Annotated in this window: 16 protein-coding genes and 2 pseudogenes; 16 read left to right on the forward strand and 2 right to left on the reverse strand. The window is 40.2% G+C overall.

Annotation, left to right across the window (positions count from 1 at the left end):
* Positions 1–211: 211 nt before the first annotated feature.
* Positions 212–2,140, reverse strand: coding sequence for a ferrous iron transport protein B (feoB, locus tag D2C72_02640; GenBank protein QEF44170.1), 1,929 nt, complete (start codon positions 2,138–2,140; stop codon positions 212–214).
* Between the two features lie 142 nt (positions 2,141–2,282).
* On the opposite strand from feoB, the gene D2C72_02645 reads away from it, so the two are divergent.
* The 16 genes and pseudogenes from D2C72_02645 to D2C72_02720 all read left to right on the forward strand — a co-directional run bounded on the left by D2C72_02645 (position 2,283) and on the right by D2C72_02720 (position 20,554).
* Positions 2,283–3,095: a 3'-5' exonuclease gene (locus D2C72_02645; protein ID QEF43310.1), complete on the forward strand. Its 813-nt coding sequence runs from the start codon at positions 2,283–2,285 to the stop codon at positions 3,093–3,095.
* Between the two features lie 380 nt (positions 3,096–3,475).
* Positions 3,476–4,651, forward strand: coding sequence for an acetyl-CoA C-acetyltransferase (locus D2C72_02650; protein QEF43311.1), 1,176 nt, complete (start codon positions 3,476–3,478; stop codon positions 4,649–4,651).
* 10 nt (positions 4,652–4,661) lie between these two features.
* Complete coding sequence (locus tag D2C72_02655) at positions 4,662–5,360, forward strand: succinyl-CoA--3-ketoacid CoA transferase subunit A (protein QEF43312.1); 699 nt, start codon at positions 4,662–4,664, stop codon at positions 5,358–5,360.
* Complete coding sequence (locus D2C72_02660) at positions 5,357–5,980, forward strand: CoA transferase subunit B (GenBank protein ID QEF43313.1); 624 nt, start codon at positions 5,357–5,359, stop codon at positions 5,978–5,980. The genes D2C72_02655 and D2C72_02660 overlap by 4 nt, the downstream gene beginning before the upstream one ends.
* Positions 5,981–5,998: 18 nt before the next feature.
* Positions 5,999–7,363, forward strand: coding sequence for a TIGR00366 family protein (locus tag D2C72_02665; GenBank protein QEF43314.1), 1,365 nt, complete (start codon positions 5,999–6,001; stop codon positions 7,361–7,363).
* A 125-nt stretch (positions 7,364–7,488) separates the two neighbouring features.
* Positions 7,489–8,490 carry a lipid A deacylase LpxR family protein gene (locus D2C72_02670; protein QEF43315.1) on the forward strand — a complete coding sequence of 334 codons (1,002 nt, stop codon included), beginning with the start codon at positions 7,489–7,491 and terminating at the stop codon, positions 8,488–8,490.
* A 207-nt stretch (positions 8,491–8,697) separates the two neighbouring features.
* A pseudogene (locus D2C72_02675) lies at positions 8,698–10,838 on the forward strand (hydantoinase/oxoprolinase family protein).
* 11 nt (positions 10,839–10,849) lie between these two features.
* Positions 10,850–13,147 carry an acetone carboxylase subunit alpha gene (locus D2C72_02680; protein ID QEF43316.1) on the forward strand — a complete coding sequence of 766 codons (2,298 nt, stop codon included), beginning with the start codon at positions 10,850–10,852 and terminating at the stop codon, positions 13,145–13,147.
* Between the two features lie 10 nt (positions 13,148–13,157).
* Positions 13,158–13,664: an acetone carboxylase subunit gamma gene (locus tag D2C72_02685; GenBank protein ID QEF43317.1), complete on the forward strand. Its 507-nt coding sequence runs from the start codon at positions 13,158–13,160 to the stop codon at positions 13,662–13,664.
* Between the two features lie 184 nt (positions 13,665–13,848).
* A complete protein-coding gene (locus D2C72_02690) occupies positions 13,849–14,040 on the forward strand; it encodes a DUF262 domain-containing protein (protein QEF43318.1) in 192 nt (63 codons plus the stop codon).
* A gap of 9 nt (positions 14,041–14,049) precedes the next feature.
* Positions 14,050–15,078, forward strand: coding sequence for a hypothetical protein (locus D2C72_02695; GenBank protein ID QEF43319.1), 1,029 nt, complete (start codon positions 14,050–14,052; stop codon positions 15,076–15,078).
* Positions 15,071–15,457, forward strand: coding sequence for a diacylglycerol kinase (locus tag D2C72_02700; GenBank protein QEF43320.1), 387 nt, complete (start codon positions 15,071–15,073; stop codon positions 15,455–15,457). The genes D2C72_02695 and D2C72_02700 overlap by 8 nt, the downstream gene beginning before the upstream one ends.
* Before the next feature lie 15 nt (positions 15,458–15,472).
* Positions 15,473–17,971, forward strand: coding sequence for a DNA topoisomerase (ATP-hydrolyzing) subunit A (gene gyrA / locus D2C72_02705; protein QEF43321.1), 2,499 nt, complete (start codon positions 15,473–15,475; stop codon positions 17,969–17,971).
* Positions 17,968–18,444 carry a hypothetical protein gene (locus D2C72_02710; GenBank protein ID QEF43322.1) on the forward strand — a complete coding sequence of 159 codons (477 nt, stop codon included), beginning with the start codon at positions 17,968–17,970 and terminating at the stop codon, positions 18,442–18,444. Before gyrA ends, D2C72_02710 begins: the two co-directional genes overlap by 4 nt.
* On the forward strand, positions 18,441–19,586 hold the full coding sequence (locus tag D2C72_02715) for a sigma-54-dependent Fis family transcriptional regulator (protein QEF43323.1): 1,146 nt from the start codon (positions 18,441–18,443) through the stop codon (positions 19,584–19,586). The genes D2C72_02710 and D2C72_02715 overlap by 4 nt, the downstream gene beginning before the upstream one ends.
* A 171-nt stretch (positions 19,587–19,757) precedes the next feature.
* Positions 19,758–20,554: pseudogene (locus tag D2C72_02720) on the forward strand (hypothetical protein).
* Positions 20,555–20,882: 328 nt separating this feature from the next.
* Here D2C72_02720 and D2C72_02725 read toward each other — a convergent pair.
* Positions 20,883–21,068 (reverse strand): hypothetical protein, encoded by a 186-nt coding sequence (locus D2C72_02725; GenBank protein ID QEF44171.1) that lies wholly within the window; start codon positions 21,066–21,068, stop codon positions 20,883–20,885.
* Between the last annotated feature and the right edge of the window lie 50 nt (positions 21,069–21,118).

Here is a 21,118-nt window from a genome sequence, read left to right on the forward strand (position 1 = left end):
GAAATTTATAATAACTATTATTAATTTTAGCTTAAATTTTTAAAAAATTATTATTTAGATAATATTAATGACTTTTTTATCAAAAATGCCGATTAATGCGAATGTTTATAGAAAAGATTAGGATATAAAGAAAAATAAAAATTTTTAATATTTCTAATGGGGGAATTTTAAACAAATAAAGGGTTTTTTTAAACCCTTTTATGGCTAGCCTTTAAACCAAAATTTGAGTCGCATAAAAAGCTATCAAGGAAAACGCATACGCTACAGCGGTTGTAAAGATAAATAAATACGCCACAAACTTTATCCCTCCAGCTTCCCTACCAAAAGTAATGGTCGCTGCAAAACAAGGGATATAAAACATCACAAACACGATAAAAGCGATCCCACTAGGCACGCTGACTTCTTTTCTTAAAATCTCTCTAAAAGCGTCAGATTTTTCATTTTGATCCCCTAAAGAAAACAACACGCCCAAAGTAGAAACCACCACCTCTTTAGCCATAAACCCGGTTACAAGTGAGACACTCAAACGCCAATCAAAATCCATAGGGCTAAAGACTTTTTCTAAATACGCCCCACCTTTTCCTACAATGCTATTTTTTAAGTTCTTTTTATCTAATTCTGTTTTTAATTCTTTTAATTTTTCTTCTTTGGCTTCGCTTGAAAGAGTGGTGTTTTTATCCACTAACAAGCTTTCTTGTTTATAAGTTTTCATAGCCGCATCGCTTTTAGGGTATTGAGACATAAACCAGATTAAAATCGCTCCCACTAAAATGTAAGTCCCGGCCTTTTTTAGGTAGGAAAGCGATTTGGTGTAGATACTGAAATAGACCATTCTCCAACTGGGAAAGCGGTATTTGGGCATTTCCATGATAAAAGATTCGGTTTGTCCTTTAAACACGCTTAATTTGAGTAATTTGGCCATCACTAACGCCACAACCGCCCCCAAAATATAAATGCAAAACAGCACAAAACCAGCACTTGAAGAAGGGAAAAACGAGCCTACAAACAGCACATAAATAGGCAGCCTTGCCGAGCAGCTCATAAACCCGATCACAAAAAGCGTGATCAGTCGTTCGTTATAGTTTTGTAAGGTTCTTGTCGCCATGTAAGCGGGCACTGAGCAGCCAAAACCGGTGATTAAAGGGATAAAGCTCTTCCCATGCAAGCCAAATTTATGCAAGATTCCATCCAATAAAAACGCCACCCTACTCATATAACCTGTCGTCTCTAGTAAAGAAATCCCAAAATACAACACCACAATTAAAGGCAAGAATGAAACCGTCGCTCCCACTCCCCCAATAATGCCATCGCCCACCAAAGACGCTAAATCTTCATTAGCCACATTTTCTTTAATACTATCGCTCAAAAACTTAAACCCTATTTCAAGCGCTTTTTGCACTCCCCCTCCTATTAAAAAGCTCAAGGAAAAAATGATAAACATAAACCCTAAAAAAATGAAAATCCCATAACGCGGGTGCATTAAAATCTTATCAATCTTATAAGTGTGTTCAAAACTCGCGTTTTGCTTGTTTTCACTGATCACCAATTTAGCGATTCTTTGAGCGCTCTGGCTGTATTTTAAAGACTCTTTAAAGCTTTGAGATGGGACTTTTATGCTTTCATTATTTGTAGTGTTTTGAGAATAAAGCCTGACAATTTCATCTAATAAAAGCTCGGTATTCAAGCGATCTTCTTTGGATCTTGCGCTTGTTGGCACGCACACAACCCCTAATTCTTTAGAAAGCTTTTCTGTATTGATTTTAATGCCTTCTTTTTGCGCCTCATCCCACATATTAAGCACGAGAAGCATTTTTTTATTCGTGTCTAATAGCTGCGCGCTTAAGGCTAAATTACGCTCTAAATTGGTGGAATCCACCACATTAAGAATGAGATCGTATTGCCCTTTTTCTAAAAAATCTTTAGTAACCTTTTCTTCAGTGGTGAAGTCATTGAGTGCGTAAGTGCCAGGTAAATCAATGATAGTGATTTGATGCTCTTTGTGGATCAAGCCCACTTCCATTTTATCCACGGTAACCCCGGCAAAATTCCCCACTTTCAAATGGGCGTTACTCAAAGCGTTGATGAGGGATGATTTCCCCACATTAGGCTGGCCCACAAGGGCGATAGTGATTTCTTTCATTGGGTTTGAATGCTCCACATTAAAGCCTTTTAATTTTTAGTTATATCGTTTTTAGATTAAAAGTCAACACTATAGCGCTATAAGACTAATTGTTATATAATAAAAGCGAGACAAGAATATTAAAATGCGAAAGAGGCGTGTGATGTTGTGCGTGTTTGATATAGAAACCATTCCTAGCGTGAGCTTGTGTAAAGAGCATTTTCAATTAAAAGAAGACGATGCGCTAAAAATCTGTGAATGGAGTTTTGAAAAGCAAAAAGAAAAAAGCGGGAGCGAGTTTTTGCCTCTTTATTTGCATGAAATCATCTCTATTGCAGCAGTCATTGGCGATGATTACGGGCAATTTATCAAAGTGGGGAATTTTGGTCAAAAACACGAGAATAAAGAGGATTTTACAAGCGAAAAAGAGCTTTTAGAAGACTTTTTTAGATACTTTAACGAAAAGCAACCGCGCTTGATAAGCTTTAATGGCAGAGGTTTTGATATTCCCCTACTCACGCTCAAAGCCCTTAAATACAATTTAACCTTGGACGCTTTTTACAACCAAGAAAACAAATGGGAAAATTACCGCGCGCGTTATAGCGAGCAGTTTCATTTGGATTTAATGGATAGCTTGAGCCATTATGGATCCGTTAGGGGGTTGAATTTGAATGGCATTTGCTCTATGACGAATATTCCTGGTAAATTTGATGTGAGTGGGGATTTAGTGCATGCGATTTATTACAACCCTAAGATAAGCCAAAAGGAGAAAAAAGAGATTATTGATAGCTATTGTCAGAGCGATGTGCTTAATACTTACTGGCTTTTTTTAAAATACGAAGTGCTGAAAGGGGCTTTAAATAAGGAGCAATACCTTGGGCTATTGAATGATTTTTTAGCCAAATTCCCTAAAGAAAAATCCTATTCAAGCGTTTTTATTAACGCTTTAGAGAAAGAAATTAGGGAGTTTGCTTGAAGCTTATTGGATAATCAAAACCAATTAGTATAAAAAGGTATCAGCAAAGCCATCATTATTTATTAGTAGAAGATAAAGATGAAAATATAGGTATTTATACTAACTTATGTGCTAATAAAACTTTTAGTTTTTAATAAATAATATAGTCTATCATTAAGACAGGCTATAGCTTAAAAGCTAATAATTATGGTTTTAAACTAATCTGTGTTGAATATCAAAAATTATACAATAATCATTGAACGCTAAAATAATATTTTTGTGAAAAAAATAAACGGATTGCCCTCAATCTCAAACAAAACCTAAAACAAAATCAAACCTGTTAGGGCGTCAATTATCTAAAAGTGATACTATGACTAATAAATCAACTTAAAGGCAAAGACATGAATGAAGTGGTTGTAGTGGCGGCAAAACGAAGCGCGGTAGGGAGTTTTCTAGGCTCTTTAAAGAATGTGGGCGCTAGAGAAATGGGTGTTAGCGTGCTTAAAGACGCTTTGAATGCGAGCGGACTTGAACCTAGCGATGTGGATTCTGTCATTTTGGGCAATGTTTTAGGTGCTGGTTTGGGTCAAAATATCGCCAGGCAGATCCAACTAGACGCTGGCATCCCTAATGATAAAAACGCTTTTAGCGTCAATATGGTTTGTGGATCGTCTATGAAAGCTATCCAGTTAGCGCATGACAGCATCATGCTTGGGCACGATGAAGTGGTGGTGTGCGGTGGCGTGGAAAACATGAGCATGGCACCTTATTTGTCGTTTGACATGCGAGATGGGAAAAGAATGGGGAATGCGAACATGATAGACTCCATGATCCATGATGGATTGTGGGATGCTTTCAATGATTACCACATGGGGATCACCGCTGATAATGTCGCTCAAGCATACCACATAAGCCGAGAAGAGCAAGATAATTTCGCGCTCCAATCGCAACTCAAAGCAAGAGCCGCCATTAATGCAAAGAAATTCCAAGAAGAAATCACGCCCATTGAAATAGCGAATAAAAAAGGCGTGGTGGTTTTTAAAGAAGACGAATACCCTAGAGACACGACGCTAGAATCCCTTGCAAAGCTCAAACCCGCCTTTAAAAAAGACGGATCGGTAACGGCAGGGAATTCATCAGGAATCAATGATGGCGCGAGTATTATCATTTTATGCAGTGCTAAAAAAGCGCAAGCATTGGGGTTAAAAACCATGGCCACTATCAAGGGGTTTGGTTTGGGTGGTTGCAGTCCGGATATTATGGGCATATGCCCAAGCATCGCTATTAAAAACAATCTTAAAAATGTCAAAATGAATCTCAACGACATCAATCTTTTTGAACTCAATGAAGCCTTTGCCGCACAGAGTATCGCCGTGCTAAAAGAGCTTGAATTAAACCACAATATCGTGAATGTGAATGGAGGCGCGATAGCGATTGGCCACCCTATTGGCGCGAGCGGCGCTAGGATATTAGTCACTTTATTGCATGAAATGAAAAGGAGCGGGCATGGCGTGGGTTGCGCGTCATTGTGCGTGGGTGGCGGTCAAGGGCTATCAGTGGTAGTTGAACAAAAATAAGGAGAATGAGATGAATAAGGTTATAACCGATTTAGACAAAGCGTTGAGCGGATTAAAAAATGGGGACACTATTTTAGTGGGCGGTTTTGGACTGTGCGGGATACCCGAATACGCCATTGATTATATTTATAAGAAAGGCATTAAGGATTTGATTGTCGTGAGCAATAATTGCGGCGTTGATGACTTTGGGCTTGGTATTCTTTTAGAAAAAAAGCAGATTAAAAAGATTATCGCTTCGTATGTGGGGGAAAATAAGATTTTTGAATCGCAAATGCTGAATGGAGAAATTGAAGTCGTTTTGACACCGCAAGGCACGCTGGCTGAAAACTTGCGCGCTGGAGGGGCTGGGATACCCGCTTATTACACCCCAACAGGAGTTGGGACTTTGATCGCTCAAGGCAAGGAATCAAGGGAGTTTAACGGCAAGGAGTATATTTTAGAAAGAGCGATAACGGGCGATTATGGGCTTATTAAAGCCTACAAAAGCGATACTTTAGGGAATTTGGTGTTTAGAAAAACGGCCCGAAATTTCAATCCCTTGTGCGCGATGGCGGCAAAAATATGCGTCGCTGAAGTGGAAGAAATTGTCCCGGCCGGGGAATTAGACCCAGATGAAATACACTTGCCAGGAATCTATGTGCAGCACATCTATAAGGGCGAGAAATTTGAAAAACGGATAGAAAAAACCACCACAAGGAGTGCGAAATGAGAGAGGCTATCATTAAAAGAGCGGCAAAGGAATTAAAAGAGGGCATGTATGTGAATTTAGGGATAGGCTTGCCCACGCTGGTGGCTAATGAAGTGAGCGGGATGAATATCGTTTTCCAAAGCGAGAACGGGCTATTAGGGATTGGCGCTTACCCTTTAGAAGGGGGCGTTGATGCGGATCTTATCAACGCAGGAAAGGAAACCATAACCGTGGTGCCGGGCGCTTCGTTTTTCAATAGCGCGGATTCGTTTGCGATGATTCGTGGGGGGCATATTGATTTAGCGATTTTAGGGGGGATGGAAGTCTCACAAAATGGGGATTTGGCTAATTGGATGATCCCTAAAAAGCTCATAAAAGGCATGGGAGGGGCTATGGATCTGGTGCATGGCGCTAAAAAAGTGATTGTCATCATGGAACATTGCAACAAATACGGGGAGTCTAAAGTGAAAAAAGAATGCTCCTTACCCTTAACAGGAAAAGGCGTGGTGCATCAATTGATAACGGACTTAGCGGTGTTTGAATTTTCCAATAACGCCATGAGATTAGTGGAATTGCAAGAGGGGGTCAGCCTTGATCAAGTGAAAGAAAAAACAGAAGCTGAATTTGAAGTGCATCTATAGCTTATAAAGGGGGTGTTTATGTTTTTATTAAGGCATTTGACTTCAGCGTGCGTGTTTTTAGCGTCTAAATGTTTGCCGGACTCCTTTGTCTTGGTCGCTCTTTTATCGTTTGTCGTGTTTGTTCTTGTTTATTGCTTAACAGGGCAAGACGCTTCGTCTGTCATTTCTAGTTGGGGGAATGGTGCTTGGACGCTTTTAGGTTTTTCTATGCAAATGGCCCTTATTTTGGTGCTAGGTCAGGCTCTAGCTAGCGCTAAATTAGTCCAAAAACTTTTAAAATACTTAGCGTCTTTGCCTAAAGGGTATTATACGGCTTTATGGTTGGTTACTTTTTTATCGTTAATCGCTAATTGGATCAACTGGGGTTTTGGCTTGGTGATCAGCGCGATTTTTGCAAAAGAGATCGCCAAAAATGTTAAAGGGGTGGATTACAGGTTGCTCATTGCTAGCGCTTATTCGGGTTTTGTCATCTGGCATGGGGGTTTATCAGGCTCTATCCCTTTAAGCGTTGCCACCCAAAATGAAAATCTGTCCAAAATAAGCACCGGGGTGATTGAAAAAGCTATTCCTATCAGTCAGACGATTTTTTCTTCTTATAATTTAATCATTATAGGAATCATTCTTGTAGGGTTACCCTTTTTAATGGCAATGATCCACCCTAAAAAAGAAGAAATCGTTGAGATTGATTCAAAGCTTCTAAAAGACGAATACAAAGAAACAGAACTCATTAGCCACCAACAAGATAAAACGATCGCGCATTTTTTGGAAAACAGCGCTTTGCTTTCTTATCTTTTGGTTTTTTTGGGTTTTGGGTATCTTGGTATTTATTTTTTTAAAGGGGGAGGGATTAGTTTAAACATTGTCAATACGATTTTCCTTTTTTTAGGGATTTTGCTCCATAAAACCCCTTTAGCTTATGTGAAAGCGATCAATCATTCCGCTAGGAGCGTGGCTGGGATTTTACTCCAATTCCCTTTTTACGCTGGGATTATGGGGATGATGGCAAGCCATAGCGTGGGGGGGCATTCTTTAGCGCAAATGCTCTCTTTAGCTTTCACGCACATCGCTAATGAAAAAACTTTCGCGCTCATGACTTTTTTGAGCGCTGGGATTGTCAATATTTTCATCCCGTCTGGTGGGGGGCAATGGGCGATTCAAGCTCCTATCATGCTCCCAGCTGGGCAAAGCTTAGGCGTGGATCCAGGAGTGGTTTCTATGGCTATCGCTTGGGGAGACGCTTGGACGAATATGATACAGCCTTTTTGGGCTTTGCCTGCTTTAGCCATTGCGGGTTTGGGCGCTAAAGATATTATGGGCTATTGCGTTTTGACTTTAATTTTTGTAGGCTTAGTCGTGTGTGGGGTGTTTTATTTTTTAGTGTGAGTTTTTTATGCCTAAAACCACGCTCTTTTCAATGGGGTAAAGTTTTCTCTTTTTACCCCTTAAACGCTCTTGCAATTAAGCCTTATTTCGTTACAATAACCCCCATAATAACCTAAGGAAGTGTTTTGTTTTTCAAATTTATTTTATGTTTATTATTAGGAATGTTTGCATGGGCAAAAGAGATTATTCCTACCCCATTAACGCCCTCTAAACGCTATTCTATCAATTTGATGACTGAAAACGATGGCTATATCAACCCTTACATTGATGAGTATTACACGGCAGGCAATCAAATAGGCTTTTCTACTAAAGAGTTTGATTTTTCTAAAAATAAAGCGATGAAATGGACTTCGTATTTAGGGTTTTTCAATAAAAGCCCTAGGGTTACTCGTTTTGGCATTTCTCTCGCCCAAGACATGTATACCCCTTCACTTGAAAACAGAAAACTGGTGCATTTGCATGACAACCACCCTTATGGGGGGTATTTACGGGTGAATTTGAATGTGTATAACCGCCATCAAACTTTTATGGAGCTATTCACGCTTTCTTTAGGCACGACAGGGCAAGATTCTTTGGCCGCTCAAACACAGCGTCTCATTCATAAATGGGGTCATGATCCCCAATTTTATGGCTGGAACACGCAGCTCAAAAACGAATTTATCTTTGAATTGCACTACCAATTGCTTAAAAAAGTCCCCCTTTTAAAGACTCGTTTTTTTTCTATGGAATTAATGCCTGGGTTTAATGTGGAATTGGGTAATGCGAGGGATTATTTCCAACTCGGCTCGCTCTTTAGGGCTGGGTATAACCTGGACGCTGATTATGGGGTCAATAAGGTCAATACCGCTTTTGATGGAGGCATGCCTTATAGCGATAAATTTTCCATCTATTTTTTTGTAGGGGCTTTTGGGCGCTTCCAACCCCTTAACATCTTCATTCAAGGCAATAGCCCTGAAACTAGGGGCATTGCTAATTTGGAATACTTTGTTTATGCCAGTGAAATAGGAGCGGCGATGATGTGGCGCAGCTTTAGGGTGGCTTTTACGATCACCGATATTAGTAAAACCTTTCAATCCCAGCCTAAACACCATCAAATCGGCACTTTAGAATTGAATTTTGCTTTTTGATTTAATATTAGGTTTAATATTTTTCTTCTTATATGGTATTTTTTGAATGAACTTATTATTATTCTTCGCTTTATACACCAAATTTTCACATTGTTATTGATTGGCTTTAAAAAAAATGATTTCCGTTTTAAAATTTGTCCTATAATTCAAACAGGTTACCTTGATAGGTTACCTCGAGCAACACTTTAATACTAAGGAGTCTAAAAAATGAAAGACGCAAAAGTTCAGGTGATGGGTATTGATGCCGGTGGCACCATGACGGACACATTTTTTGTGAAAGAAAATGGCAGTTTCGTAGTTGGTAAAGCCCAAAGCAACCCAGAAGATGAGAGCCTAGCTATTTACAATAGCTCACAAGACGCTTTATCGCACTGGCAATCGGATGTGAATAAGGTTTATCCAGAGTTGATCACTTGCGTGTATTCAGGCACGGCGATGCTCAATCGGGTCGTCCAAAGGCGCGGGATGGAAGTGGGCCTGATTTGCAATAAGGGTTTTGAGCAAATGCATTCTATGGGTAGGGCGTTACAATCCTACTTGGGGTATGCGCTAGAAAAAGATTGCATATCAACACGCATAAATATGACGATCCACTGATTCCTTTAAAAAGGATTAGAGGCATTACAGAAAGAACCGATGTCAAGGGGCAAGTGGTTATCCCAGTTCGCCAAGAAGAGGTTAAAATCGCTGTTAAGGAGCTTTTAGAAGCGGGTGCAAAGGCCATTGTGATTTGTTTGTTGCAATCTCATAAAAACGCTGAAAGCGAGCGGATCGTTAGAGATATAGCGTTAAAAGAACTGGAAAAATTGGGTAAAAGCATTCCCGTATTCGCTTCTGTGGATTACTACCCTCAAAGAAAAGAAAGCCACAGAATGAACACCACTATTTTAGAAGCTTATGCGGCTGAGCCAAGCAGGCAAACGCTCTCTAAAGTCAGTAACCGCTTCAAAGAGCATGGCGCTAAATTTGATCTTCGTGTGATGGCAACGCATGGAGGCACCATTAGCTGGAAAGCTAAAGAGCTCGCCAGGACTATTGTGAGCGGTCCTATTGGGGGCGTGATTGGATCTAAATTGCTAGGCGAAACGCTGGGTTATGACAATATTGCATGCAGCGATATTGGCGGCACGAGCTTTGATATGGCGCTTATCGTTAAGAGCAATTTCAATATCGCTTCTGACCCTGATATGGCGCGTCTTGTTTTATCTCTACCGCTTGTGGCTATGGATTCTGTTGGCGCGGGCGCTGGGAGTTTTGTACGCATTGATCCGCACAGCCGATCGGTCAAACTAGGGCCTGACAGCGCGGGGTATAGAGTTGGCACTTGTTGGAAAGACAGCGGTTTAGACACGGTTTCAGTAACCGATTGCCACATTGTTTTGGGCTATTTGAATCCGGATAATTTCTTGGGCGGTTTGATCAAATTAGATGCCAACAGGGCTAAAAAACACATTAAAGAGCAAATCGCTGATCCGCTAGGCATTAGCGTGGAAGATGCGGCTGCGGGTGTGATTGAATTGCTTGATTTGGAGCTTAAAGAATACTTGCGATCCAATATTAGCGCTAAAGGGTATAGCCCATCTGACTTTGCGTGCTTTTCGTATGGTGGCGCGGGACCTGTGCACACTTATGGCTATACAGAAGGCTTAGGGTTTAAGGATGTGGTAGTGCCTGCATGGGCGGCTGGGTTTAGCGCTTTTGGTTGCGCTTGCGCTGATTTTGAATACAGATACGACAAGAGCGTTGATATAGCTATTCCGCAGTATTCTTCAGACGAGTCCAAAATAGAGGCATGCAAGATCATTCAAGACGCATGGGATGAATTGACTCTCAAAGTGATTGAAGAGTTTAAGATTAATGGATTCTCTGAAAAAGATGTGATCTTAAGACCTGGATACAGGATGCAGTATATGGGGCAATTGAATGACTTAGAGATCACTTCTCCTATATCAAAAGCCAAAAGCGTAGCCGATTGGGAAGAGATTGTCAAAGAATATGAAAAAACCTACGCTCGTGTTTATTCTGAATCAGCGTGTTCGCCAGAGCTTGGCTTTAGCGTGACTGGCGTGATCATGCGTGGTGTTGTGGCTACGCAAAAACCTGTGATTCCGGTTGAAAAAGAACATGGTGCTACGCCCCCAAAAGAGGCCAAAGTAGGCGTTAGAAAATTCTATCGTCATAAGCAATGGGTGGATGCAGATGTGTGGCACATGGAAAAGTTACTGCCTGGAAATGAAGTCATAGGGCCTGCGATCGTGGAAGCGGATTCAACCACCTTTGTGATACCCAAAGGCTTTGCGACAAGACTAGACAAACACCGATTGTTCCACTTAAAAGAAATTAAATAAAGGAGTTCAAAATGGCAAATTTATTGAAAAACGGCAAAACTTTAAAACAAGCTAGAGATGAAATCCTAGCTAGGACAGAAAAGACAGGTCACTATAATGGCCTTAAAAAACTAGAGTTTAAAGAAAGAGATCCGATCGGCTATGAGAAGATGTTCTCTAAATTAAGAGGCGGTATCGTGCATGCCAGAGAAACAGCTAAAAGGATTGCTGCAAGCCCTATTGTTGAGCAAGAGGGGGAATTGTGCTTCACGCTTTATAACGCTGTGGGCGATAGCGTGCTGACTTCTACGGGTATCATTATCCATGTAGGGACTATGGGATCAGCTATCAAATACATGGTAGAGAATAATTGGGAAGATAACCCAGGCATCAATGACAAGGATATTTTCACCAATAACGACTGCGCGATTGGGAATGTGCACCCATGCGATATTATGACTCTTGTGCCTATTTTTCACGATGAAAAATTGATTGGTTGGGTAGGCGGTGTTACGCATGTGATTGATACGGGATCAGTTACTCCAGGATCGATGAGCACCGGGCAGGTTCAAAGATTTGGGGATGGATACATGATCACTTGCCGTAAGACAGGGGCGAATGATGAAAGCTTTAAGGATTGGTTGCATGAATCTCAAAGATCAGTTCGCACGCCTAAATATTGGATTTTGGATGAAAGGACTAGGATTGCAGGATGCCATATGATTAGGGATTTAGTGATGGAAGTCATTAAAGAAGATGGCATTGATTCTTACATGCGATTTATTGATGAGGTGATTGAAGAGGGGAGGAGAGGCCTTATCTCTAGGATCAAATCCATGACCATACCCGGCAAGTATAGAAAGGTCGCTTTTGTGGATGTGCCTTATGCGCATAAGGATATTGGCGTGTGCTCTGAATTTGCTAAGCTAGATACGATCATGCACTCTCCAGTGGAAATCACAATCAATAAAGACGCTACATGGAAATTGGATTTTGATGGCGCGTCCAGGTGGGGATGGCACTCTTTCAATTGCAACCAAGTGTCCTTTACTAGCGGTATTTGGGTGATGATGACTCAAACATTGATACCCACTTCTCGCATCAACGATGGCGCTTATTTTGCGACTCAATTCAGACTCAAAAAAGGGACTTGGATGAATCCAGATGACAGGCGCACCGGGCATGCTTATGCATGGCATTTCTTGGTATCAGGCTGGAGCGCTTTGTGGAGAGGTTTGTCTCAAGCGTATTACAGCCGAGGGTATTTAGAAGAGGTCAATTCTGGGAACGCTAACACTTCCAATTGGTTGCAAGGCGGTGGTATCAACCAAGATGGAGAAATCCATGCGGTGAATAGCTTTGAGACGAGTTCTTGTGGGACTGGAGCTTGCGCGATAAAAGACGGCTTGAATCACGCAGCAGCTATTTGGAATCCAGAGGGCGATATGGGCGATGTTGAAATTTGGGAAATGGCAGAGCCTCTTCTTTATCTAGGCAGGAATGTCAAAGCCAATACCGGTGGGTATGGGAAATATCGAGGCGGTAACGGGTTTGAAACCTTAAGAATGGTGTGGGGAGCACATGATTGGACCATGTTCTTTATGGGTAATGGCTATATGAATAGCGATTGGGGTATGATGGGGGGCTATCCAGCGGCCAGTGGTTATAGGTTTGAAGCGCACAACACCGATTTAAAAAACAGGATTAAAAATAACGCCAGCTTGCCTTTGGGGGGCGATTTTAACCCAACGGATAGAGATTATGAAAAGCACATTTCTCATGCGTCTCAAGTCAAAAGGGATAAGCAATGCATCACCACAGAAAATTGCTTTGACAATTACGACTTGTATTTGAACTACATCAAAGGCGGTCCTGGATTTGGCGATCCGATTGAAAGGGATTTGAATGCGATTTTAGAAGATCTCAACAGCAAACAGCTATTGCCAGAATACGCTTACAAGGTTTATGGTGCGATTGTGAGCCAGAATAAAGACGGCGTGTGGGTCGGCGATGAAGCCAAAACGAAGGCTAGAAGAAAAGAAATTCTTGAAAACAGAAAGGCTAGATCCATACCGGTAAAACAATGGATGGAGCAAGAAAGAAACGCTATCCTTGAAAAAGAAGCTTCCAAACAGGTTAAGCACATGTATGCGACTAGCTTTGATCTCTCGCCCAAGTTTTTAAACGATTTTAAAACATTCTGGAACTTGCCAAAGAGCTGGAGCGTGAAAGAAGATGAGCTTGGCGTATTCACCTATGGATCTAAATATAGGATGGATTTGAGCAAATTGCCTGATGTGCGCACAGTTCTGTTGGTTGATGAGAAATAAAGAAAGGAGAATGGTCATGTCAAAATACACACAAGAACAAATTAAAAATTTGGTAGAGGGGAACTTGGATTGGAACACTGTCTTAAAAATGCTGAGCATGCCTAAAGATCATGAGAGGTTTCAAATGTATTTGAAGGTATTGCAAGATAAGGTGGATTTTGATGACAAAATCGTCTTACCCTTGGGGCCGCATTTGTTTGTGGTGCAAGATCCTCAAAAGAAATGGGTCATTAAGTGTTCATGCGGTCATGCATTCTGCGCTCCGGAAGAAAACTGGAAATTGCATGCAAACATCTATGTGCGTGATACAGCAGAAAAAATGGAAGAGGTGTATCCTAAACTCTTAGCCAGTGATACTCATTGGCAAGTGTATCGGGAGTATATTTGCCCGGATTGCGGCATCCTTTTAGATGTTGAAGCCCCAACTCCTTGGTATCCTGTGATCCATGATTTTGAGCCTGATATAGAGGTGTTTTATAAAGATTGGCTAGGCATACAGCCCCCAGAAAGACGCTAAAATCGCTCAATCCTTTTTATGAAGAGGCTTTATGCCTCTTGGTGCTAAAAGCTTGGGTTAATTCAACTCAAGCAAATTTTCTTCAATCCTAACAAATTTAGCTACAAATTAAAAAATTTAAGCTTTTTTCTTTTTTTTTGATTTAATACTCGGTATAATCTTAATCCACCTAAAAGGAAAAGCTATGAAAGTAACACAAGGCACCATTAACGACTTTTTTGCCCTAACAAACACGATATTTTCTATCTTTATACACCAGCGAAACCACACTCGGGAAGAAGAAAATTGTGGAAAATTACTGCAAGATATTGTCAATATCTCTAAAAATAAGAAAACGCATTTTATGGGTTCTATCACTATACTTTCAATAAAATAAAGGGTTTTTTTGACTAAAAAATTCATGTCTTGGATGGTGGTTATTGGGGCTTTAATTTGCGTGCTTTTAGGGGTGTTTATCTTCTTTACTAGCATGTCGGTTAAAAAATCTTTAAGCGCTTATCTTAACGCTTATTTGGATCAACGCCCCCATATTAAAGGCATGGGGATTGCAGGCGCTCCCTTTGAATGCGAAGGGTTTTTTAAAATTGCATGCGTTTCTAAAGAGCTCAGTTTTTTAGACTCTCAAAACTCCCCTATTGTGGATTTTAAAAATTTAAATATCAAGCTCCATTCTTTAGATAAAAGCTCTCTTGTCCTTTCTATCAGCTCTCAAATCAAATCCCCTATTTTAGAACAAGATATTCAGCAAAAAATCAGCCAAATCCCCCTAAAAGATTTGAATATCTTATTAGAAAAAATGAAACCCACGCGCTTGAATTGCTCTTTAACATTCAACGCTTTAGATGAAAAAACTTTAAACGACAATTTAAAATGCGATTTGACTAATGCGGAAAATATCCTTGCTTACACTTTTTTTCAAGAGGGTTTAATGGAGGCGCAAGAAAATCTCTCCCTTAAAAATATTTTTAAAACCTTGAGTTCTAAAGACGCTAAAGCCATAGAAGAGTTGCAAGACAAACTGCGTTTTTCAGCGCCAAAGTTGGGCGTTTCTATCCAAGCACGCCATCTTAAAAATGTTTTAGAGTCCTTTTACCACCAAAATAAAGAGAGTTTGGGCTTTTTTTCTCCTTATTTTAGTTTGCGATCTCAAACCCCTAGCGTCTCTTATGAAAGCGCATTGGCTTCTTTAGAAAACTATTTTATGGCCTTATTCCAATCCCATTTTAAAGACGATACCGCGCTCCAACAGAATTTTAAAGGGTTGTTGCAAGCCTTTGTTTCTATGGCTAAAGACAAACGATCCCAAATCGCTCTTAACGCCCAAGCTAAAGACAACACCAAGCTTACTTTTAATGCCTTGTTAGATAGCCTTAGCGTGAATTTCTTTCAATCTTACAAAATAAGCCATGAGTGATTTCAAAGTCCCCCCCAAAGCTAAAGGGTTTAAACGCCTTTTTAAAGCCCTTTTTTATTCTAAAGACGGGCTTAAATGCGCATGGGCTGAAGAAAGCGCGTTCAGGCAAATTGTTATCTTGGCTCTTTTTTGCATCACTCTAGCGAGCTATTTAGCCAAAGATTTTTTAGAATGGGGGCTATTGATTGCACCTTGTTTTTTATCGGTGGTGATTGAACTCATCAATAGCTCTATTGAAAAGGCTGTGGATTTTACCAGCACAGAGTTCCACCCCTTAGCCAAAAAAGCTAAAGACATGGCCAGTGCAGCCCAACTGATAGGGCTTATTTTTTGGGCTTTGATTTGGGGGCGTTATCTTTTAACGCTTTATTTTAATTAAATTTTAGGGAGACACATGCAAGATAATTCAGTCCAAGATAATTCAGTCAATGAAACAAAAAATATTGTAGAAGTGGGGATTGATTCTTCTATTGAAGAGAGCTATTTAGCTTATTCCATGAGCGTGATCATAGGGCGCGCTTTACCGGACGCTAGAGACGGCTTAAAGCCTGTGCATAGGCGTATTTTGTATGCGATGCATGAATTAGGCCTTACTTCCAAAGTCGCTTACAAAAAAAGCGCTAGAATCGTGGGTGATGTGATTGGTAAATACCACCCCCATGGCGATAACGCGGTTTATGATGCGCTAGTGAGAATGGCGCAAGATTTTTCTATGCGTTTGGAATTAGTGGATGGGCAGGGCAACTTTGGCTCCATTGATGGCGATAACGCTGCAGCGATGCGTTACACTGAAGCCAGAATGACCAAGGCGAGTGAAGAAATTTTAAGGGATATTGATAAAGACACCATTGATTTTGTGCCTAATTATGATGACACCTTAAAAGAGCCAGATATTTTACCAAGCCGTCTGCCTAACCTTTTAGTCAATGGGGCTAATGGGATCGCTGTAGGGATGGCGACTTCTATCCCCCCCCACAGGATTGATGAAACCATAGACGCTTTAGCGCATGTCTTAGAAAACCCTAACGCTGAATTAGATGAAATTTTGGAATTTGTCAAAGGGCCTGACTTTCCCACCGGTGGGATCATCTATGGCAAGGCGGGCATTGTTGAAGCCTATAAAACGGGGCGAGGGCGCGTGAAAGTGCGGGCCAAAGTGCATGTGGAAAAGACAAAAAATAAAGAAATCATCGTTTTAGATGAAATGCCTTTCCAAACCAATAAAGCCAAATTAGTGGAACAAATCAGCGATTTAGCGCGAGAAAAACAAATTGAAGGCATTAGCGAAGTGCGCGATGAGAGCGATAGAGAGGGCATTAGAGTGGTGATTGAATTAAAAAGAGACGCAATGAGTGAAATTGTCTTAAACCACCTTTACAAACTCACCACCATGGAGACCACTTTTAGCATCATTTTACTCGCCATTTACAATAAAGAGCCTAAGATTTTCACGCTTTTAGAGTTGTTGCACCTTTTCTTAAACCACAGAAAGACCATTATTATAAGACGCACGATTTTTGAATTGGAAAAGGCTAAGGCCAGAGTGCATATTTTAGAGGGCTATTTGATCGCCTTGGACAATATTGATGAAATCGTGCGACTCATTAAAACAAGCCCAAGCCCAGAAGCGGCTAAAAACGCCTTAATGGAGCGTTTCACTTTGAGCGAAATCCAAAGCAAAGCCATTTTAGAAATGCGTTTGCAACGCTTAACAGGCCTTGAAAGGGATAAGATCAAAGAAGAATACCAAAACTTGCTAGAACTTATTGATGATCTCAATGGCATTTTAAAGAGCGAAGAACGCTTGAATGAGGTCGTCAAAACAGAGCTTTTAGAAGTCAAAGAGCAATTTTCTTCTCCAAGGCGCACTGAAATTCAAGAATCTTATGAAAATATTGACATAGAAGATTTGATCGCTAATGAGCCTATGGTGGTGAGCATGAGCTATAAAGGCTATGTGAAAAGAGTGGATTTAAAAGTTTATGAAAAGCAAAATCGTGGCGGTAAGGGCAAGCTTTCAGGCAGCACTTATGAAGACGATTTCATTGAAAACTTTTTTGTGGCTAACACGCATGATATTTTGCTCTTTATCACCAATAAGGGGCAATTGTATCATTTGAAAGTCTATAAAATCCCAGAAGCGAGCCGGATCGCTATGGGTAAAGCCGTTGTGAATTTAATCTCGCTCGCTCCGGATGAAAAGATCATGGCAACCCTAAGCACTAAAGACTTTAGCGATGAGCACTCTTTAGCTTTCTTCACAAAAAATGGGGTGGTGAAGCGCACCAATTTGAGCGAATTTGGGAGCAATAGGAGTTATAGCGGTATCAGAGCGATTGTTTTAGATGAAGGCGATGAATTAGTGAGCGCAAAAGTTGTGGATAAAAACGCTAAGCATTTGCTCATCGCATCGCATTTGGGCATTTTCATTAAATTCCCTTTAGAAGATGTGCGCGAGATCGGAAGAACTACTCGTGGGGTTAAGGGTATTAGATTGGCTGAAAACGATTTTGTTGTCGGTGCGGTCGTTATTAGCGATGATGGCAACAAGCTTTTGAGCGTGAGCGAGAACGGGCTTGGCAAGCAAACTTTAGCCGAAGCGTATAGAGAGCAATCTCGTGGAGGTAAGGGGGTCATTGGCATGAGGCTCACTCAAAAAACCGGCAATCTAGTGAGCGTTATCAGCGTGGATGATGAAAACTTGGATTTGATGATCCTTACTGCAAGCGCGAAAATGATCAGAGTTTCTATTAAAGATATTAGAGAAACCGGAAGAAACGCTAGTGGGGTAAAGCTCATAAACACCGCCGATAAAGTCATGTATGTCAATTCTTGCCCCAAAGAAGAAGAGCCAGAAAATTTAGAAAACCCTCCTACACAATTATTTGAGTGATGCGTTTCTTTTCATTCTTTTATTTTTTATTGTATTTTTTAGGGGTTTCTTTGCATGCCCTTAGCCCCCTAGAAGATCAAGAATTTTTAATTTCGTACCGCTTGAAAATCGTTGATTCTAGAGTGATGGGCGAAGAGTATTCTGTCTCTAAGCCTATCGTTAGCCGCATTAAAACAGCCCCCTATGTCTTAGACTATCATTGCTCTATTATTACTAGCAACTTACCCGATTTGAAAAACCCCTTGCTCCAAACCAAACTAGAACGCTTCCTTTTAGAAATAGCGTTAAAAAAAGAAAAAGAGCGAGTCATAGACTGCATTTTAAAAAGTCAAGTCGCTATCACGCATTATGATCACAGCTATAAAAACGGCACCACTACCACAAGCATTCTTGACCTCAAAGCCTTAAGCGTTAGAGCGAGTTTAGTGGGAGATGCGTTGTTTTTAGATATTTTTAGAAAGGAAGAAGAATGAAAATCGCCATTGTAGAAGATGATATTAACATGCGTAAAAGCCTGGAGCTTTTTTTTGAGCTTCAAGACGATTTAGAGATTGTGAGTTTTAAAAACCCTAAAGACGCTTTAGCCAAGTTAGATGAAAGCTTTGATTTAGTCATCACGGATATTAACATGCCCCATATGGACGGCTTGGAATTTTTACGCCTTTTAGAGGGCAAATATGAATCCATTGTGATTACCGGTAATGCGACCTTGAATAAAGCCATTGATTCCATTCGTTTGGGCGTGAAAGACTTTTTCCAAAAACCTTTTAAACCAGAATTGCTTTTAGAGTCCATCTATCGCACTAAAAAAGTTTTAGAATTTCAAAAAAAACACCCTCTAGAAAAACCTTTAAAAAAAGCCCCCAAACACAGCTTTTTAGCCACTTCAAAAGCTTTAGAAGAAACCAAACGACAGGCCTTAAAAGTCGCAAGCACGGACGCTAATGTCATGCTATTAGGCGAAAGCGGGGTGGGCAAGGAAGTTTTTGCTCATTTCATCCACCAGCATTCTCATCGATCCAAACACCCTTTTATCGCAATCAACATGTCCGCAATCCCAGAGCATCTATTAGAAAGCGAGCTTTTTGGGTATCAAAAAGGGGCGTTCACGGACGCCACAGTGCCTAAAATGGGGCTTTTTGAGAGCGCTAATAAAGGCACGATCTTTTTAGATGAAATCGCTGAAATGCCCCTTCAATTGCAAAGCAAACTTTTAAGAGTGGTTCAAGAAAAAGAAATCACGCGCCTTGGGGATAATAAGAGCGTTAAAATTGATGTTCGTTTCATTTCCGCTACCAACGCTAACATGAAAGAAAAAATCGCTTCAAAAGAATTTAGAGAAGATTTGTTTTTCCGCTTGCAAATCGTGCCTATAACTATCGCGCCTTTAAGAGAGAGGGTAGAAGAGATTTTGCCCATTGCTGAAATCAAGCTTAAAGAAGTGTGCGAGGCGTATCATTTGGGACCAAAATCTTTTTCAAAAAACGCCGCAAAACGCCTTTTAGAATATTCTTGGCATGGGAATGTGCGAGAGCTTTTAGGCGTCGTGGAAAGAGCGGCGATTTTAAGCGAAGGAGCAGAAATCCAAGAGAAAGATTTGTTTTTGGAAAGGTAGTTTGTAAGGCTTCTTTATAAATCATCTGCAACCAGATAAGTTTAATAAGTTTGAGTGATCACGCTATAATTTCATGGAGTTATTAAGAAAAAGCATTTATTAGAAACGCTTAATTTGGGATTTTTGCTTAAAGGGATTTAAAGATTGGGGTTCAATTAATGGGGAGTTTTTATGTTGGCGAATGATTTTATGGTTAAGAAATCAAAAAACAAGGAATTACATGGTTTGTTGTGTAACAAATTGAGTAAAAGAGTGGATAGATTTGGTTATAGAGCGATTGGTGTTGGAGCGGATAAAGAGACTAACGGAGTTGTTGTTCAATTGAATAAGGGAACGATGGCTAGATTGAGTAGCAAGACCGCTTTAGCAAATGATGATGATTTCATGGCGGGTATTTTTGATGAATTTAATGGATTAAAGGCTAATAAGGAACCACAAAAACCTAACTCGTTCTATTATGGGTATGGTAGATCTTATAAAATCATTGATGTTCTTAATGATAAGGATGGTGATTTTATCAATTGCAGATTGCTTATCGTTAAGGAATTAGGGGTTGAAATGAGTGTTTAGGGTTTTATGCACCACCTGTGATTGATAATGACAACACCACTCTTGCTGATTTGCTTGAGAATGGCGAACCTACAATATATTATGAAGCTAATTCTGCAAATATCAGGCGTTTTTTGGACAAAGGGCCTTACAACATTGAGTGGTTGGTGAGAAAGTATTTGGGGGTTGGGTTTAGGAGTTGTAAGGTAGAGCGGATACAAGGAACGGAATTTGCGATCAAATTCCGCTATAAAAAGTGGGGGTCTATGATTGATAGAGAAGTTAAAAGGCAATTCCCTAAATACCTTAAAGACTCAAAGAGAACAGCCGTTAAAATAACAAGCAAGGTGTTTTACGAGTTGTTGAGGGGGCCTTTGTTTGGCAACCTCCTTGGCAAAGATCCCATTAAGCGATTATAATGCGGACGGAAAACAATAATAAATAAAATCTTGTTGGGTCTTAATTAGTTTTTTAAATTAAAAGTCATTTTTTAACCCCTAAGACTGTGCTACAAAAATTATCGTGCAATTAAAATCAAGCTCTTTACTATTGACTATAAAAAATGTTTTTTAGCATTTTTTATAATTTATGATTAACACTTAATGATAATAAAGCCTTATTAGTAGTTTTTGTGTGGGACTAAAAATAGTGAGTTTAGGGGGTTTTTAACCCTACCCCTTGTAATTTGGGTTACATGACGAAAATAATAGCGTCCACTCTCACGATTTTTAATGGTTGATAACCTGCTTATTTCAAGCTTTTTATAATCTTTAGCATGGATTTAACTATGGCGCATTTTTCTTGCTTCATTCGTTGTGGCTCTTGTGTTTTAAACTCGTTTGTGGTAGGATTATTCCCATTAAGGTTTGAGACGCTATTGCCGTTTCTGTAATGGTTAGAGAGTGTCGGCTTGGTCTCTATTTTCCTTAATATTTTCTCAAACTCTCATGCGATGGATTTCAAAAGCATGGCTTCCTTGCTAA

This window comes from Helicobacter pylori, assembly GCA_008032955.1.
In the GTDB taxonomy this organism is placed as follows: Bacteria; Campylobacterota; Campylobacteria; order Campylobacterales; family Helicobacteraceae; genus Helicobacter; species Helicobacter pylori_DC.

Bases quoted from the DNA above. Each gene is read 5' to 3' on its own strand.
- D2C72_02680 (QEF43316.1), top strand. From the start codon at position 10,850: ATGGCAAATTTATTGAAAAACGGCAAAACTTTAAAACAAGCTAGAGAT.
- D2C72_02660 (QEF43313.1), top strand. From the start codon at position 5,357: ATGAGAGAGGCTATCATTAAAAGAGCGGCAAAGGAATTAAAAGAGGGC.
- D2C72_02655 (QEF43312.1), top strand. From the start codon at position 4,662: ATGAATAAGGTTATAACCGATTTAGACAAAGCGTTGAGCGGATTAAAA.
- D2C72_02690 (QEF43318.1), top strand. From the start codon at position 13,849: ATGAAAGTAACACAAGGCACCATTAACGACTTTTTTGCCCTAACAAAC.
- D2C72_02650 (QEF43311.1), top strand. From the start codon at position 3,476: ATGAATGAAGTGGTTGTAGTGGCGGCAAAACGAAGCGCGGTAGGGAGT.
- D2C72_02685 (QEF43317.1), top strand. From the start codon at position 13,158: ATGGTCATGTCAAAATACACACAAGAACAAATTAAAAATTTGGTAGAG.
- gyrA (QEF43321.1), top strand. From the start codon at position 15,473: ATGCAAGATAATTCAGTCCAAGATAATTCAGTCAATGAAACAAAAAAT.
- D2C72_02700 (QEF43320.1), top strand. From the start codon at position 15,071: ATGAGTGATTTCAAAGTCCCCCCCAAAGCTAAAGGGTTTAAACGCCTT.
- feoB (QEF44170.1), bottom strand. From the start codon at position 2,140: ATGAAAGAAATCACTATCGCCCTTGTGGGCCAGCCTAATGTGGGGAAA.
- D2C72_02665 (QEF43314.1), top strand. From the start codon at position 5,999: ATGTTTTTATTAAGGCATTTGACTTCAGCGTGCGTGTTTTTAGCGTCT.
- D2C72_02645 (QEF43310.1), top strand. From the start codon at position 2,283: ATGTTGTGCGTGTTTGATATAGAAACCATTCCTAGCGTGAGCTTGTGT.
- D2C72_02715 (QEF43323.1), top strand. From the start codon at position 18,441: ATGAAAATCGCCATTGTAGAAGATGATATTAACATGCGTAAAAGCCTG.